General features: G+C 33.7%; 16 protein-coding genes. 1 reads left to right on the forward strand and 15 read right to left on the reverse strand.

The annotated features are described in order from the left end of the window. Positions 1-17: 17 nt before the first annotated feature. Both cmk and K5Q29_RS04605 read right to left on the reverse strand, forming a co-directional pair. Positions 18-695, reverse strand: coding sequence for a (d)CMP kinase (cmk, locus tag K5Q29_RS04600; RefSeq protein ID WP_044671319.1), 678 nt, complete (start codon positions 693-695; stop codon positions 18-20). A gap of 9 nt (positions 696-704) precedes the next feature. Beyond that, complete coding sequence (locus K5Q29_RS04605) at positions 705-1,175, reverse strand: SAG1386/EF1546 family surface-associated protein (RefSeq protein WP_044671322.1); 471 nt, start codon at positions 1,173-1,175, stop codon at positions 705-707. Between the two features lie 50 nt (positions 1,176-1,225). On the opposite strand from K5Q29_RS04605, the gene K5Q29_RS04610 reads away from it, so the two are divergent. Further along, the gene (locus K5Q29_RS04610) at positions 1,226-1,420 is read left to right on the forward strand and encodes a ferredoxin (RefSeq protein ID WP_105139258.1); all 195 of its coding nucleotides are present in this window, start codon (positions 1,226-1,228) and stop codon (positions 1,418-1,420) included. Here the strand turns inward: K5Q29_RS04610 and K5Q29_RS04615 are convergent. The 13 genes from K5Q29_RS04615 to K5Q29_RS04675 form a co-directional block, all read right to left on the reverse strand. Beyond that, a complete protein-coding gene (locus K5Q29_RS04615) occupies positions 1,409-1,897 on the reverse strand; it encodes an EbsA family protein (RefSeq protein ID WP_105139232.1) in 489 nt (162 codons plus the stop codon). The two genes, K5Q29_RS04610 and K5Q29_RS04615, sit on opposite strands and share 12 nt — an antisense overlap. Positions 1,898-2,079: 182 nt before the next feature. Then, complete coding sequence (locus tag K5Q29_RS04620) at positions 2,080-2,850, reverse strand: glycosyltransferase (protein WP_105139233.1); 771 nt, start codon at positions 2,848-2,850, stop codon at positions 2,080-2,082. Beyond that, complete coding sequence (locus tag K5Q29_RS04625; RefSeq protein WP_002937073.1) at positions 2,840-3,196, reverse strand: DUF2304 domain-containing protein; 357 nt, start codon at positions 3,194-3,196, stop codon at positions 2,840-2,842. Before K5Q29_RS04625 ends, K5Q29_RS04620 begins: the two co-directional genes overlap by 11 nt. Next, positions 3,196-3,912, reverse strand: coding sequence for a glycosyltransferase family 2 protein (locus K5Q29_RS04630; protein WP_105139234.1), 717 nt, complete (start codon positions 3,910-3,912; stop codon positions 3,196-3,198). The genes K5Q29_RS04625 and K5Q29_RS04630 overlap by 1 nt, the downstream gene beginning before the upstream one ends. A 104-nt stretch (positions 3,913-4,016) precedes the next feature. After that, the gene (locus tag K5Q29_RS04635) at positions 4,017-5,270 is read right to left on the reverse strand and encodes a glycosyltransferase family 4 protein (protein WP_105139235.1); all 1,254 of its coding nucleotides are present in this window, start codon (positions 5,268-5,270) and stop codon (positions 4,017-4,019) included. Further along, entirely contained in the window at positions 5,270-7,330 is a 2,061-nt protein-coding gene (locus K5Q29_RS04640; protein ID WP_105139236.1) for a rhamnan synthesis F family protein, read from the reverse strand. The genes K5Q29_RS04635 and K5Q29_RS04640 overlap by 1 nt, the downstream gene beginning before the upstream one ends. Before the next feature lie 9 nt (positions 7,331-7,339). Continuing rightward, on the reverse strand, positions 7,340-8,320 hold the full coding sequence (locus tag K5Q29_RS04645) for a glycosyltransferase family 2 protein (protein WP_024412380.1): 981 nt from the start codon (positions 8,318-8,320) through the stop codon (positions 7,340-7,342). 2 nt (positions 8,321-8,322) lie between these two features. Next, positions 8,323-9,312, reverse strand: coding sequence for a glycosyltransferase family 8 protein (locus K5Q29_RS04650; RefSeq protein ID WP_105139237.1), 990 nt, complete (start codon positions 9,310-9,312; stop codon positions 8,323-8,325). Positions 9,313-9,334: 22 nt separating this feature from the next. Next, positions 9,335-10,642, reverse strand: a complete 1,308-nt coding sequence (locus K5Q29_RS04655) for a DUF2142 domain-containing protein (protein WP_105139238.1) — start codon at positions 10,640-10,642, stop codon at positions 9,335-9,337. Beyond that, positions 10,639-11,898, reverse strand: coding sequence for a polysaccharide biosynthesis C-terminal domain-containing protein (locus K5Q29_RS04660; protein ID WP_105139239.1), 1,260 nt, complete (start codon positions 11,896-11,898; stop codon positions 10,639-10,641). The genes K5Q29_RS04655 and K5Q29_RS04660 overlap by 4 nt, the downstream gene beginning before the upstream one ends. Before the next feature lie 32 nt (positions 11,899-11,930). Then, positions 11,931-13,694 carry a rhamnan synthesis F family protein gene (locus K5Q29_RS04665; protein WP_239515178.1) on the reverse strand — a complete coding sequence of 588 codons (1,764 nt, stop codon included), beginning with the start codon at positions 13,692-13,694 and terminating at the stop codon, positions 11,931-11,933. Beyond that, complete coding sequence (locus K5Q29_RS04670; protein WP_105139240.1) at positions 13,676-14,890, reverse strand: ABC transporter ATP-binding protein; 1,215 nt, start codon at positions 14,888-14,890, stop codon at positions 13,676-13,678. The genes K5Q29_RS04665 and K5Q29_RS04670 overlap by 19 nt, the downstream gene beginning before the upstream one ends. Next, positions 14,890-15,696, reverse strand: a complete 807-nt coding sequence (locus K5Q29_RS04675; protein ID WP_012027237.1) for an ABC transporter permease — start codon at positions 15,694-15,696, stop codon at positions 14,890-14,892. Before K5Q29_RS04675 ends, K5Q29_RS04670 begins: the two co-directional genes overlap by 1 nt. Between the last annotated feature and the right edge of the window lie 2 nt (positions 15,697-15,698).

The raw sequence follows: 15,698 nt of genomic DNA on the forward strand, positions 1-15,698 counted from the left end.
TTCTAACATGTCTAAAACTACTTGTCAAGAATTTCTTTCGCTTTTTCTGAAATAAATTGAACAACACCTTCGATGGATACTCCTGTTGTATCAAAGGTAATGGCATCATCTGCTGCCTTTAAAGGAGAAACTTCTCTATGAGAATCTTTATAGTCACGAGCCGCAATCTCCTCTTTTAAGATTTCCAAGTCTGTCTCAATGCCACGTTCCGTATTTTCCTTAAATCGACGAAGGGCACGCTCTTCAACAGAGGCAACAAGGAATATTTTGAGTTCTGCTTGTGGCAACACAACCGTACCAATATCACGACCATCCATGACAATACCACCAGCTTGCGCAATGTCCTGTTGCAGGCGGACCAATTCTTCCCGTACTAGAGGAAGCGCTGCTACCGCTGATACATTATTTGTTACTTGATTATCTCGAATAGGCAAAGTAACATCTTCACCACCGACAAAAACAAGTTGCTGACCGTTTTCATCACGCCCAAATCGAATGGGATACTGGGCAAGCAAGTCCACGATTCGTTTTTGATCTGTGACCTCTACACCGTTTGTCAAGGCTAGATAGGTAGCCGAGCGATACATAGCTCCTGTATCTAAGTAAGTGTATCCAAAATTTTTAGCAATAATTTTAGCAACCGTTGACTTTCCACTTGAAGCTGGACCGTCAATTGCAATTTGAATTGATTTCATAACTCCTCTTTATCTAATACGAACTACATCCCCAGGATGCGCAATCCAAGACCCTGTTGTCATTTTCTCTGGATTCAAACGCTCTAGCTCTGCAATTGAAATCCCACCACGAGCAGCCAGTTGTCCTACACCTTCACCTGCTTGAACAGTAAGGGTAGAGCCATCCGTTGCTTCCGCTGGGCTAGAACTTGTTTCTGTCGTGTCAGTCGAAGTAGATTCTTGTGTCTCAGCAGCCGATGAAGAGCTCTCTGCTACGACTGTTGTAGTGCTTGGGGTATAAAATTCTTTTGTTGAATCTGTTTTACTACCGCCACCGATTGAGAGATAGACAGCCATAATTCCAATAATCAGTACGATAACAAAGAAAATAATTGCCAAAACTGTAAATACTGTTGTATTCGCTACCCCCTTACTCAGACGTTCTTTACGACTAGTTGTTTCTGTGTGGTAAACTTCTTCATTCCATGGCTCTTGTGACATTATTGAGAAAACTCCTTGTATTTTTATTAAAATATGATTACAATACTAATATGAAAGTAAAACTTATTCCTGAACGGTGCATTGCTTGCGGGCTCTGCCAAACCTACTCATCTCTGTTTGATTATGATGACAATGGTATCGTTGTTTTTTCAGACGACTCACAATTAGAGAAAACAATTGAGCTCAATCCAGATATTCTTAAAGCCATCAAATCATGCCCTACAAAAGCCATTTCAGCGGATTGATTTGGCTTTTTTTGTATAATACTCTTCAAAATAATCCTGTTTTATTAAATGGTCTATTAATTCAATTTTACCCTTGAAGCAACTATGAATAGCTAAATGGTTAATAAAGTATTTTTTTGTCCATTTACGCATATAATACATCCGTCCGTTGGGAAACTCTTTTGCAAATATACGAATGGCTAAATAAGAAACTTCAATTTTTTCTATGGTAGCAATTTCAATTTTCTGCACTGCAAAAGGATTAGCCGAAGCAATCCGTAAATGCTCATCTTTTATCTCGAAATAGCGATGTAAGCCGAGCACTACTAATACAGCAAAGAGTGAGACAAATAGAATAAATAATCTTGAAACTTGCAACTTCTCCAATAAAAGTGCCATACCAATAAAAATAGGTGTGAAGGTAAGTGACCAGTATATGATGGCCCATGATAAATCCGGTTGCCAATGGTAACGAATTTTACCAAAAATTTTGATCATATCGGACCTCCATCTATTATTCTAGCACAAAAAAAGAGATTTTCCTATGAAAACCTCTATCTTTTGAAATTTTTTATTACATTTACATGACAATGTTGAATGTTTTGTAAAATTTCTGAAATGTTTTTGAAATATTTTGAGTAGGAATTGGTGGGAACACAATGATCAACAGCCAAAATATTTTAGTCATTCGTCTCTTGACTCTTAACATAGTAACTCAGGAGAAACTTGGCAATAAACTTCGGCCAGAACAACAAATACATTTCATAGTCTTCTTTTGTACGAATATTGTTTTCAATGCTATTTGTCGTCTCAGATTCTTCATGGATACGATGATACATTAAACTCTCATCTACAAAGGTAAAGCTCCCATTTTTTTGTGCAATCTGATACCAAGCAAACCAATCAAGAGAAACTTTCATTTCTTCATTAAACTTAAAATCATTCAGTTTCTTCAAATTATAGGTCACAGCTGGACAAGAAATTGGATTACCAAAGGCTAAAACCCTATTCCGCCAAAACTTCCATTTGGGAAACATGGCCATTATCCGTAACATGAGTTGCTTGATTTTCAAGTTTGAAGTTAAGGGAATAGCCACACCTTCCTTAACTTCCTGGTAATCTGAATAAGCAATCAACGTTTCCTCTGTCATCTGAGACATTATTTTTTCACAATAGTCTGGTAAATAAATATCATCTTGATGAGCAATTGTAGCATAAGGGGTTGTTACAAAAGAGAGTGCTAAATTCCAATCTTTTCCAATACCTCCTCCTTGTGCGGTATGCATTACGATTGCATTCTTTTGGCAAATTTGTTCTATATATTCACTCGGAGTACTAGTGTATAGGATGAGTTGTGATTGAAGTGTTTGCTGCTTTAACGAATGGATGCATTCTTCTAGATACTTACTATCTCCATAAGCACAGATAACAAATGTATGGTTATTCTGCATGATGCTCCTCCAACTCAGAGATTCTTTTTTTAGCCATTGATACTTCTTGAATTAAATTTTTAATCTGCTGCTTTTGTTGAGATAAAGCCATACTATGCAAAAATCCAATCACCAAGAGAACAAAAATTGCCACAGATAACAAGAAATTGGAAGTCAGACCAAACCCGAATAAATAAGCCAATTTAATAGGAATAACATCAAAGAGTGCAAAAACAATCAGCCCGAAGCCAATAACAATCCACATAAAGGCATGTTCGAATAAAATCTTATTTTTATTAATATTCCTAAAAATAAAATACAAAAAACCTAGTGAGGCAAGAAACATAGCTAATGCTTGTATAGTCATTATTCCCCCTCCTTCATAAGCGAAGCAATCAAAATAGATGAGCAAACTTCTACCATGTAGCGGATGGACTTAAACGGAGTAATCGAAGAAACCCCTCCTGCTCTCTCAAACATATTAGCAGGTGCTTCTACTACTTGGAAATTTTGCTTTAGTAAATGAACAGTTGATTCTGGTTCCGGATATTTCGTAGGGTATCGTCTGGCGAATTGAGCAATTACTTTTCTATTTCCCAAACGATAACCAGATGTTGTATCCCAAATGCGTTTTCCAGTTGTTAATTTAATCATATTTGAAATAACACCTATTCCAAAACGTCTCATAAAACTGGTTTGAAATTCTGACAAGGTTTCACCAACAAAGCGTGAGCCAATCACCATATCAGCTTGACCAATTAAGATTGGCTGAATTAAGCTATTTAATGAACGAATGTCATGTTGACCATCACCATCGAATTGAACAGCTACATCATAGTCATTATCCAAGGCATATTTATATCCTGTTTGAACAGCTCCGCCAATCCCCAAGTTTTGTACCAAGTGAATTGCATTTAATTTATTGTTTATCAAAATTTCTTTCGTGCGATCTGTTGAGCCATCATTAATGACAACATAATCCAATTGGAAATTCACACTATTTCTATAATCTATAATTCCCTGAACCGTTTGAAGAATACTTTCTTCTTCATTGTAGGCAGGGATAATCATTAATACTTTCATTTTTTCTCTCTAAAACTAGAATTCTATATAACTTTTTAGATTCTACTTACTCATTTGAAGAAACTATAACAACACATATTTTAGCATAGATATCCTATTATCCATCAAAGTCGAAGTTTATGTCTGATTTTTGTCGCCATATTGCTAATCAATCTTGCATAACGCTCCAATCTTGTTGGATGCATATTTAAAGTCAGCAACTCTTTTATGTGACTTAAATTTGTATTTTGGTGTCCAGTATATTCTAAGTGATTGATGCCGTTCAGTATTTCTTTATAGGCAACTTCCGGTGTATATAGAGTACGTAAACGTTCCACATCAAGCCGAGCCCTATCTGAAAAATTTCTAAAGGATTCAATCACTTGCTCTAACTTAGTCACCAACTCTTCTATATCGCCCAATCTATAAATTTGACCTGCTGAGAATATTTCAAATGCCGTCAAATGTCCTAAATTATCTGATAGAATTACTGGAAGCCCTCTTAAGATTGCTTCAACATAGACTAAGCCAAAAGTTTCCATAGATGAGGGGAAAACACAGATATCTCTATCAGTTACTTCTTCCCAAGGATTATCTAAGTTACCTAAAAATCTAACATTTTTCTGTAATTTATTTTCATGGATATATTCATCACAAATAGCTTTGTATTTACTATCCCATCCTCCAATAAAAACCAATTCAATATCTAATCTATTTAGTGTCTTATATGCTTTTATAAGTTCTAATTGATTTTTTCCTTCTGTTAATCGACCAACAGAAACAATTCTAACTTGGTTGCCTTTTTTTAAATCTTTTGTTTCTTGCTCAGTATAAGAAATAAACGGATGGACTTTCTTATTAAATAGTGGTGTTAAAAAATTATTTAACTCTCCAGTCACACTAAATAATTCTGAAGAATAGTCTTCTATGAAGTCAATTTTATCAGCATAATAAGCAAACTCATTTTTAGGGAATTCATGAATTAGCCAAAAATGGGGAACCTTTTGACATGAGGCAGCAATTGCTCCCTGAAAAACATTAACAGTATTTGAAATAACCAAGTCTATCTCATTTTGCTCAATAATTTCAGCTATGTCTTGAACATTCTGGCGATAGTAGCTTGTAGCCTCTTCTCTATTAAGGATTTCTCCACCTGGTGCATCCGGCCACCACCACTTGACAGTTGGTAAATAGTAATTCTTCACCCCTATCATTTTATAAAGTTGCTCATGCTTATCTTGTGGTTCCCCTCCTATTGCATGAGTAACATTTATAACTGTGTGTCCCAGTTGAATAAGGTACTTCATTAGATAATAAATAGACTTCTCCGCACCATTATCCATACTAGTTGTAGGAGAAATAAACAAAATACGTTTCATTAGACTAACTCTTCTTTCAAAAAATCATTAATTCTATTTGCTGTAGTGCAATGATTCATTACAAATTCAAAAGCATTTTCTGCTATTTGTTCTCTCAAGTCTTGTTCAAGAATCAATCTCTCCAATTTACTTTCCCATTCGTTATCATCTGCTAGAACTCCAGTCACTCCATCTTGAATCATTTCTTCAAATGCTCCGAGATTACTTGCAACGGTCACAACTTTAACTGCTGCCGCTTCTATCCATTTAATTTCCGACTTTGCTTCATTAAAAGTTGTGGTTACAAGCGGCGCCAAGTTAATATCAACTTGTGAAATTAAATTTGGAAGCTTTCTCCAATCAACATACTCATGACTCACAATCTGTTTTTTGAATTTTTGGAATGGTTTAGGAATGTCTAAATATCCTACTATATGTAATTCCACTTGCGGGTACTTTTGAAGCAGATGTAGCAATGCTTGACTAATTAAATCAAAATTTTCGTTGTGTGTAATTGACCCTGAGAAATATCCTATTTTGACTTTATTATCGTTCGAATTTTTCTTAACTTGTAAACTACGCTCAACTAATTCTTTAGACATGACGTTGCGATTCAAGATAACCTTGTTTTTATATTGTTCAAGCTCGTCTTTCAATTTCGAAGTCGATGTGATAGCATAATCGCAGAGAGAAAGCATTTTTTTGTAAGCTAAGACACTTGTATCATAGCCTTTTTTTTCTCTCTTGCTCAAGCCTTGGGTAAATTCAAGTTCATCTGTAAATTTTGTATCAAAAACCAAATCATCAATATCAAAATAAACAGGTCTGTTCTTTATGTGTGCTGCCCTACATATTTCTTTAAGCATATCATTGAATGGAGCACGATAAATAATAATATGACTAGCAAACTGTGCATCCTGAAGTTGTACAAGAGAATTATTTATCACTCGAACTGTATAACCAAGTTCTCGCAATTGCTCAGCCTTATTTAACACACGATAACGTGTACATTGTGGAATAATATTTTCGACACCATCAATAATCAAAATATAAGATTGATTTTCTCTAGTTTTAAAATCTTCTAATATAGAAGACACCACTTCAATCGGATAATCTGTTTCCTTAGCAATATACTCCATCAAATCCGGAATCTCAGATTCTCTTTCTAAACCATGCCAAAAATATTGTTCTCTGTCATAATTTCTAAAGGCCGAGTACTTAACTAATGGACAACCTTGCTTTAATAATTTAAGCGGATGAATATACAATGCACTATCTTTCGTGTCTTTAATCAATGCATCATACTTAAAGCCTCGATCATAAAAATATTTTGCAAACACAGTTTCATGTTTTCCAATTGCCTTATTACGAGAATCCGTATCAGAGAGCTTTTCCCAATAATCATAAAATCCTTCATACCTAAGCAAGCTATTTTCAATAACAACAAAATATGATTGTAAGTGCTTAGGAATTTTACCATAAGGGTTATAACCAGTAAAGTCTAGCTGCTCCTCACCCATCGAAATTCCCCAAAAGTCTAGCTGATCGGAATTAAACTCAGAGAAAACCTCTTCCAAATCTCTAAAAGGACCAATATTCGTATCATTAACCAAGATGAGCTGATTATACTGTTGTAACGCCTCTTTTCCAGTATGTATTATCCCATGTCGGAAAGCCGCAACGTCATACCCCTCATTTTCTCTTTCCACAACCTTACCATATTGTGCTAAACGATTTATATCAGCCTGTGGAAGTTTACCATTTACAACAATTAAAACATCTCGAGAAATTTTAGCCAATGCCTCTAAAAAAATTACTTTATAGTCCTGTAAAGACGATTGATGTTCATAAATTGTGTAAATCAAGTATCGATTTTTGATATCTGAATAATTATTTCTACGTTGCTTATCACGTTGCAAAGCTAGTAGAGTTCGCTTTATATATTTTGGAATGCTCCAGAAAAACTTTGCAATATTTTTGGTAAGCTCTAATATATAAAACAATAGCTTGTATTTACCTGATAAGATAAATAATCGCGTTGTGAAATTTCTAATCCACCTTTTCACAGTGTTACCAATCACTTTCTATTATTATCTACTTTTATAAATTTTCAAAAGTTTGTTTTGAATAAATGTTGATACATATATCCCCAGAACTCTGGTCATTAAACCTGAGATTCTAAACGAAACAAGTTCTACCCTATGTGAATATTTTAGCAAATATCTAAATTTTTTCACAAACATTTTTATATCAGAATTATTCAGATATGGAAATACAAATGGCAAGATGGAAATATAAGAATTTGATAAATAAATCAAAAGTGCTTCTTGTTTCTCATTCGATAGTTGTTTAAAATTCTTTAAATTTTCTTCAATTCCTCTAAAGGCATGTTCTACATGTCGAAGCGTGACATTATTTGTAATACTTCCTTGTCGGTTCTGACGATACATGCATTGTGTATTATTTACAACAATAAATACATTCAACTCTTTCAAGAGATTTGCACACCAAATACCATCTTCATATAGATATCCACTCAAGAAATTAAGAGCAGAGGTAAATTTATCTCTTCTGACACACTTATTCCAAGCAGGGGTGATTAGGGCTCCTGTTTCAACGAGTAAGCGCGTATCTGTAATAACCTGATGAAACGGTAATTTTTTAGAAAAATTTCGAACTGCTACATCATCCTTACCGTAAAAGTAGGAAAATGGATAGATAACTGCATCAATAACTTCGTCATGTGAAATTATTTCTCTATTAATTTCATCTAAAAAGCATATATCGGTCCAAAAATCATCTCCATCTAAAAATAAAATATAGTCACCACTAGCGTTCTTTATCCCTGTATTTCTGGCTGCAGATAATCCCCCATTAGACTGATGAAATACCTTCACCCTATCATCTTTAGCTGCTAATTTATCGCATATATTGGAGGTTTTACCATCTGTAGAACCGTCATCTACCAACAATATTTCAAATTCTTCATAAGTCTGATTCAGTACACTATACACACATTCTTCCAGATAATCAGCAACATTGTACGCTGGGATAATAACGGAAAACTTCACACCTAGACTCCTTTTTGTAATCTAATTTTCCTATATTTCATGAATACAGGAATTAAGACTGTAATAATTTTATAGCGCAACATAGGAAAAGGCTTCATAACCATGTTAAAAAGATTAAAGCAGAAAAAGTAAAGCTGCCAACCACTCTCAAATTGAGTACCTTTCCATGGCGTCTGATTTAATGCAGAAACATAGTCCTCTCTAAATCGATGTTTATTTCCGATTCTCCATGGACGTTCTTCGCCTAAAAAATGAACAATACGTGGTTGCTTACGAATTTTCACAAATTCTTCTTTTGAAATAAACGTTGAAGGACTACTTAGTTTTTCCAATGTACGATATGGATAAACATCAAAAATATTAAAATAATTATAAGTGATTGAGAGTGTTTTTATCTCTTCTTTCAACGCTCCATTCAGTGCATCTTGATCATTAGCAAAAAGCTCTCCATTTTTTTCTTTATAATAATCAAAAATAATTGTTCCTATACTTTTTGAACGCCACCGTTTCAAATCGATTAGAAGAACTCCCGCATTATGATATGTATACGTACCCAAATTTAAGCCTTCTCTTCTCTCAGACGAAGCTGTCGGTTCTGGGCACATTCCAAGGACTTTCCCCTCCAAATCTACTTCCCATAGCTCCCGAATATTTTCTAAAACTAAAGTATCTCCATCTAAATAGATGATTCTATCAACTTCTTCGGGCAGTAATTTATCTACAAGTAATCTTGCAAGTACAACCGAAGCCCAACCATTTGTGTCAACTTCAAAATCAAAATATGATTCCAAGTTTTCCAATTCAACGATTGTCAATTTATTTCCTCCGTCGGTAACAAATTGATGAAGTTTTTCTTTATTCTGTTGACTAATACCATCTGAGAAAAGATAAAAATGGCATGTATCGTCTTCGTTTAATGTTCGCATGATTGAGCCCATACAAGCTGCTACTTGCGGAACAAAAGCATCATTCAATGTAAATAATATATTCACGTTTCCCTCTTCCACTATCTTCTTACAACCAATAATAATCCACTATCAAAAATAGATACATGATAAAGTTAATGACTACTGTGCCAGTGATCAACCATATCAAATACTTCTGTTTTACCGATACACTTACCTGCTCTTTTAACATTAAACATGCCGGAAATAGATAGACTAAAAACGGAGTAAAGTATCTTCCTTGTGCCCCTTGAGAAATCATTGCATTTGGTCCAATAGCTGTCGGTGTCCATGCAAAATACATACCCGCTACAATGATAGCTACCTGAACAGGGAGTACAAATAACGAAGCAAGACCTTCTGTTTTACTTATCTTTAAATTTCCATCATTAAATAATAATAACGTAAAAATGAAAATATCTATGAAAATTAACCAAAGAGGTAATTGAGTGACAAACCAGCCAAAATAACCAAAAATACCAACCGTTAAAATACCATTAAGATGATCATTTCTATTATTGATAAATAAACTGTTTATCATCACTTTAACAAAGTGCACGACACCACCTCTATTATGTAGGAACAGATAGCTAACAAGTAAAACTAGTCCTAATCCCAAAATAAGAATTGGTAATCTTCTCTTTTGAATCCATTTTAAAATCGAATTAAACTTAGATAAGACACCTTCAAATTCAAAATCAACAAAAAACAATAGTGCCAAAAGTAAAATATTATTTGCTTTTGTTAAATATAATAGCAAGGATAATAATATTAAATTAATAAATTTCCTGGTGGTCAGCACCTTATCTACCAATAAGTTAACATAAAAAACAAAAAATGCAACAACAGCCAGATAGTTCACCACATCATAAGACAGTGAGCCAGCCTGCTGAATCATCATAGGTAAAAGCGAGACAAAAAACAGCGTCATCTTCCCATACTTTATTTTTTTTATCAAATAGTAGATACCTATAATATAGACTATTGTATTAAAAAGGCGCCCTATAGTGACCATCATACCATATGACGGATAAATCAATTTACCTACAACTAGACCAATTAGCTGAGGTGTACTCATTAACGATTTCAGAGAAAAATCGATAGATAATTTGTCCTTTGAAAAATCACGAATTTTGGTAAAAAGGCTTGAATATTCTGTAGAATCAACTGCATGAATCTCCGGTTCTGAATACGTAAAATCTGCTGTCCGTAATTCATTCATTGCCTCTGTATCTCTACTTGTCGGAGAATCAAATAATATATTCCACGACATAAAAGCATGTGTTGCTTCATCAGGAACCTTTGTCACAGGCATAACAAATATTGAAATTAACAAAAAGGGGATTGCTAACCTTAAAAATAATTTTTCTATCTTCATTCTTGTACTTCCCAATTCAAATGTTTTTGCAATTTTAGATATATTACTAAAGAAATTAAAAACCAAGTCCACATCGAACTAACAAAAGCAATAGCTGCCCCCAATATTCCATAATATTCTACCAATGGATTAGAAATCAATATGGATAATAGACAAGAAATTGCAAATGAAATTACGAGATACTTTTGCTTCCTCAAAACAGTAAGCATGTTATCACAAATGGTTGCAAAGGTACTCGCAATTCCCCCAAGCATTGTTATAATAAAGCTTAGCCAGTATTTATTAAGATTCGTTCCATAGAGAATATTTAATGCTGGAATCCCCAATACGATCCCCCCGACCAAAACTAATACAGCCAATCCTACAACCATTTTAACGATACGCTTCTGATATTGTTTAAATTGATTATAGTCCCCAGCTCTTCTATACATAGCCAACTGAGTTATCATAGGTCTAAACAAAATCAATAAAATATTCATTGAAAAAACAGGCATAAATAAAATGTTAAAATCCCTTTGAACACCTGTTCCTATAACACCTCTCTCAAAAAAAGTATTGAGAGCATATTTAGGTTGATTATAGATAGTAACAAGTAAAAATGCATTAATAAATAACGGCAAGCATTCTAATAATATATTTTTAATGGCTTTCAAATTAATTTCTTCTTTGATAACCCTCGTAAATTGAAACAAATTCGGAATATCAAAAAAGAAAACAAATAAATATGAGCTAATTACTAGATAGATTAATGAGAGTAGCAGGTTATTGGTTATAAACAAACCAAGTCCAAATGTCAAAATCACAATAGAGTTTCTCAAAAAAAGTGATTTACCTGCAATATCTAGCCGAGCATTTTGTTGGAACAATCCTTGAAAAACATCCGACAGAGCGTCACTTCCGCGATATAAACATATTAGGAAAATACAAGCAGATTTTTGAAATTCATATTTAGACAGAAAAATATAGCTTAAGGCAAGTAATAGCATAATAGTGATTGTTATAAGCCTTGTTGCAAGATACTGGCTAAACGAAAACTTTTTCGAAACATCAGTCGCTTGATAATCTCTTACCTGAAAACTAGCAATGATTACAAAAAGATTTGCTACTGCATAAGCAAAACTAAAAATATCAGCCTCTAATTCCGTCAACAAACGTGTTACTAGTAACAATAAAAATATTGATATTGCTGCTGAAGAAATACTTCCTAATAAATTCCAAATAAATATTGTTTTTGGTGATACTATTTTGCTCTTCACACTATCTTCCCCTTGTTTGTCATCCGTTATCCCTAATTTTTTAATAGAGATTTCTTTATCATCTTAAACACACTCACAATCCCAACAGATATTATCTTTAGTGTCCTTCTCAGTCCAATTTGTAAAAATTCCTTCTCTTCAATAATTAAACGCAATTCCCTTTCGCTGAAAAAACTAATCTTTTCCAATATTGGACTCACATTTTCAGTATTCTCGACCACTGCATAATCATTTGATAAATCCCACGCGCTATAAATAAATAATATTGGAACTAGCAATAATCTATCTTCTTTTGAAAAATCAATGCTTCTAAATTTCTCCTCAATCTTTTTATAGTGTTCTGTTTTTATCCAATACCAACTTACTTCTTCTCCAATTATATAAGGCACTTTATAAAAATCAACTTTCTTAGTTCTCACAAGTGATTCATAGAGTATATTCAATTGACGAATAAGTTCTGGATTGCCCTCACGAAGGCTTTTTCTATCATATCTTTGATTAATTGTTAAGTCCGGAATAACTACAGCCAAATTAGATTGTGATTCAAAATTAGAAATCACTGCATCAAATGATGTAAAAAACATTTTCCTCAACTGATACCTGTCAATAATATCCTCTACAGAATATTTTATTTCCTTTGTTTGTTTGACAGTTATATGAGCAAGATATTTAGCATCTCCCATATAGTTATTCACTATTTCAAAAAAATGCAATTCATCTGTGAGTTTTACAATCTGTGCTCTCAATTGGTAGGTGAATAAATATCTCTCAACTATACTACACTTATTTGAAAAGTCAGCTTCTGGCAATGTTATTAGTAACTGGCACCTATCGGCTATTTTGCATAACTCTTCAATATACTCTTCAAAAATAGACACTGATTCTATGTGAATATGAAGAAGCACCGATGTCGAATAACGAGCGGTTTCTGTTGTTTGCGAAACCCGTATTTGAGGAATAAAACTCGTACCCGGAATAATTATCTGCCTCAAATGCCTCTCGATTAATTCAACTGGATATTTCGTTTTCATCCTAATAAGATGTAATAAAGAGTATATTCTATCCGGATATTCGGTAAAACTCTTTATTTTTATGAATGGAACATTATTTTTAAGTATAACTTCTGGATATTCTAGTGTAATGTTGCTATTTTCAAGGTTTTTACAACAAATGGACGTATCTAATACACACTTATAGCTATAGCCCTCTGATAAAAGTATTTTTGTCAATTGGCTCTCATATAATTTTATAACATCTTGAATATCTCTTAACTCACTTACCGATGACCAAAAACCAACAAATGCTTGACTCTGCAAGATTCGTTTTTTAAATACCATAAAATATGACTGTAAATGTTCAGGGACAACTACACTATCTATTTTTGTCTCTAAGTGATTGGTCATCCCCCAAAAATCTACATCAACATCACTGTCAAATTGACTATAATAATCCTCTAGGTTCCAGAGGGGGCCGAAACATGTATCATTCATCAGAGTTACCGAATCATATTGATAAAATGTTACTTGATTCAGCCCTTCTTTCCATGCCGCAAAATCATAACCAATATTCTCTCTCTGGATAAAAAAATCAATCAATCGTTCCGACTGTAAATATTGTACTATGTCCTTTGAAACATGGCTGTTAGAAACAAAAACTATGTCTGAATAAATACTTCGTATCGACTTTAATTGATAATAAATATATTCACTGACAACATTATGTTTATTATAGTGAACATATACCAACAAACGCGACATTCTGCCTCCGTTATATTTTATTAATCTAGCAGCTCCCATTGGCTATTTCTCTGAATAAACCCGGTTGCTGCGTCTTCCTCTGCAATATTATCAGTACTAAACTTCCTACTAATAAAAATAGCTGGTGTGTCAGAAGTCTTGGCAAATAATAACGGCTGCTTATTACTATTTCGTACTGACACCGCCATTTTTAATTTTGCCTGATTAATTGAAGGTAGCTTACATTTCACTCGGATAAACTTCTCACCTTTGCCAAATGTTTTTAAATCCATAGAATTGTCGTTATATACATCAAAATGACGTTCTAAATCTAAAAATGTAAATGCAATATGTGTTTCAATATCTTCTAAAACCGTATATCTAAACTCGATTTCAATTGATTCATCTGGTTCAATTTGATTTTTTGAGACCAGGTTAATCTGCAAGTCTTTTACAATATCACTCTGATGCAGAGGTTCTTCGTTTTCTGTAACTTCGCTTATTGAGGCAAGCACATTATCAAAACTGTATTGATTAGCTACATCATCAGGTTCTCCTAATGCCTTGACGTATCCTTTCTCTATAAGAAGAGCTTTATTACAATACTTTTTCACAGCTCCCATATCATGGGTGACAAGAATGGTCGTTTTTCCACTTTTTTTACGCTCTAGGAAATAATCATTACATTTACGCTGAAAGGCCTCATCACCGACTGCTAGAACCTCATCAAGTATCAGAATATCTCCTTGAGCTTTAATGGCAACTGAAAAGGCTAAACGTACCTGCATACCACTAGAATAATTTTTCAGCTTTTGATTCATGAATTCACTTAATTCCGCAAATTCAACAATATCATCATACATTGCATCAATTTCTTCTGCAGTAAATCCTAACATCGCACCGTTTAGGTATACATTTTCCTTACCAGTTAGTTCCGGATTAAAACCAACACCAAGTTCAATAAAAGAAACTAATTTACCATCCACAGCTACAGTCCCTCTTTCAGGAACATATATTTGAGATAAAATTTTTAACAGTGTCGACTTACCAGAACCATTGCGACCAACAATTCCAAAAAAGTCCCCTTTTTCAACTTCAAAACTGATATCCTGCAAAACATTATACTCTACGTAGCCTTTAATCCCTTTAAATAAATTGACTAAAGTAGTTCTTAGACTCTGACTACTCTCCGTTGGAAGCTTAAAACTCTTGCTAACATGTTCTACTTTTACAGCAATATTATTATTTTTTACCATTACAAAATCTCCGCAAACTTTTTGGCATTTTTTCTAAACACAGTTATACCCAATAGGTAAACAACGACTGGAAGAATATACGGAATTGCCACAATAACAGGATTTTCAATCAATTCACTAACTGTAGTATTCCCAGAATAAACAATAAAATGTCTCAAGTCTTGAATAATTTGTGCAACAGGGTTCAACATCATCAATTTAGCAAATGTTACTTGCCCACGCTGTAAAATAAATGTCAATGAATAAATAATTGGTGTCGCATACAATCCAGCCTGTAAGAACACTTCCCAAATTGGACCAATATCTCTAAATCTTACAAATAAAGAAGATAGAATGAAAGCTATACCTGTTGCTAGTAATGCCAATTCAAAAAACAATGGGATTATAACTAAAACGGACCAAGTAAAGGGAACCCCGTTAATAGCAGCAAATACAAACACAACCATTAAGTTAATGGCGTAATTAATTGCAGCTCCTGCAACTGAAGAAAAGACAATAATTTCTTTCGAAAAATTCAATTTACGCAACAAATCCCCGCGTGAAACAATAGACATCATCCCCATATTAGTTGCTTCTGTAAAAAAGTTCCATGTTACCATACCTAATAATAACCCTACTGCATAATGAGGAGTTCCATCATCAAAGCGCAAAAAACGAACAAATACTAAATACATAATTGTAAAAAGTAACATCGGTTTCAAAATCGACCAGAGATGTCCAATGAGAGAACCTTGGTAACGTAATTTAAAATCTGTTTTAATCATCTCTCTTAAGAGTATTTGATTTTCTTTATTTAATAAATTCATAA

Source organism: Streptococcus sp. 2018037 (genome assembly GCF_019754195.1).
Taxonomy (GTDB): Bacteria; Bacillota; Bacilli; order Lactobacillales; family Streptococcaceae; genus Streptococcus; species Streptococcus hashimotonensis.

Coding starts and splice junctions, on each gene's coding strand:
- cmk (WP_044671319.1), bottom strand. CDS start 695: ATGAAATCAATTCAAATTGCAATTGACGGTCCAGCTTCAAGTGGAAAG.
- K5Q29_RS04605 (WP_044671322.1), bottom strand. CDS start 1,175: ATGTCACAAGAGCCATGGAATGAAGAAGTTTACCACACAGAAACAACT.
- K5Q29_RS04610 (WP_105139258.1), top strand. CDS start 1,226: ATGAAAGTAAAACTTATTCCTGAACGGTGCATTGCTTGCGGGCTCTGC.
- K5Q29_RS04615 (WP_105139232.1), bottom strand. CDS start 1,897: ATGATCAAAATTTTTGGTAAAATTCGTTACCATTGGCAACCGGATTTA.
- K5Q29_RS04620 (WP_105139233.1), bottom strand. CDS start 2,850: ATGCAGAATAACCATACATTTGTTATCTGTGCTTATGGAGATAGTAAG.
- K5Q29_RS04625 (WP_002937073.1), bottom strand. CDS start 3,196: ATGACTATACAAGCATTAGCTATGTTTCTTGCCTCACTAGGTTTTTTG.
- K5Q29_RS04630 (WP_105139234.1), bottom strand. CDS start 3,912: ATGAAAGTATTAATGATTATCCCTGCCTACAATGAAGAAGAAAGTATT.
- K5Q29_RS04635 (WP_105139235.1), bottom strand. CDS start 5,270: ATGAAACGTATTTTGTTTATTTCTCCTACAACTAGTATGGATAATGGT.
- K5Q29_RS04655 (WP_105139238.1), bottom strand. CDS start 10,642: ATGAAGATAGAAAAATTATTTTTAAGGTTAGCAATCCCCTTTTTGTTA.
- K5Q29_RS04665 (WP_239515178.1), bottom strand. CDS start 13,694: ATGGGAGCTGCTAGATTAATAAAATATAACGGAGGCAGAATGTCGCGT.
- K5Q29_RS04670 (WP_105139240.1), bottom strand. CDS start 14,890: ATGGTAAAAAATAATAATATTGCTGTAAAAGTAGAACATGTTAGCAAG.
- K5Q29_RS04675 (WP_012027237.1), bottom strand. CDS start 15,696: ATGAATTTATTAAATAAAGAAAATCAAATACTCTTAAGAGAGATGATT.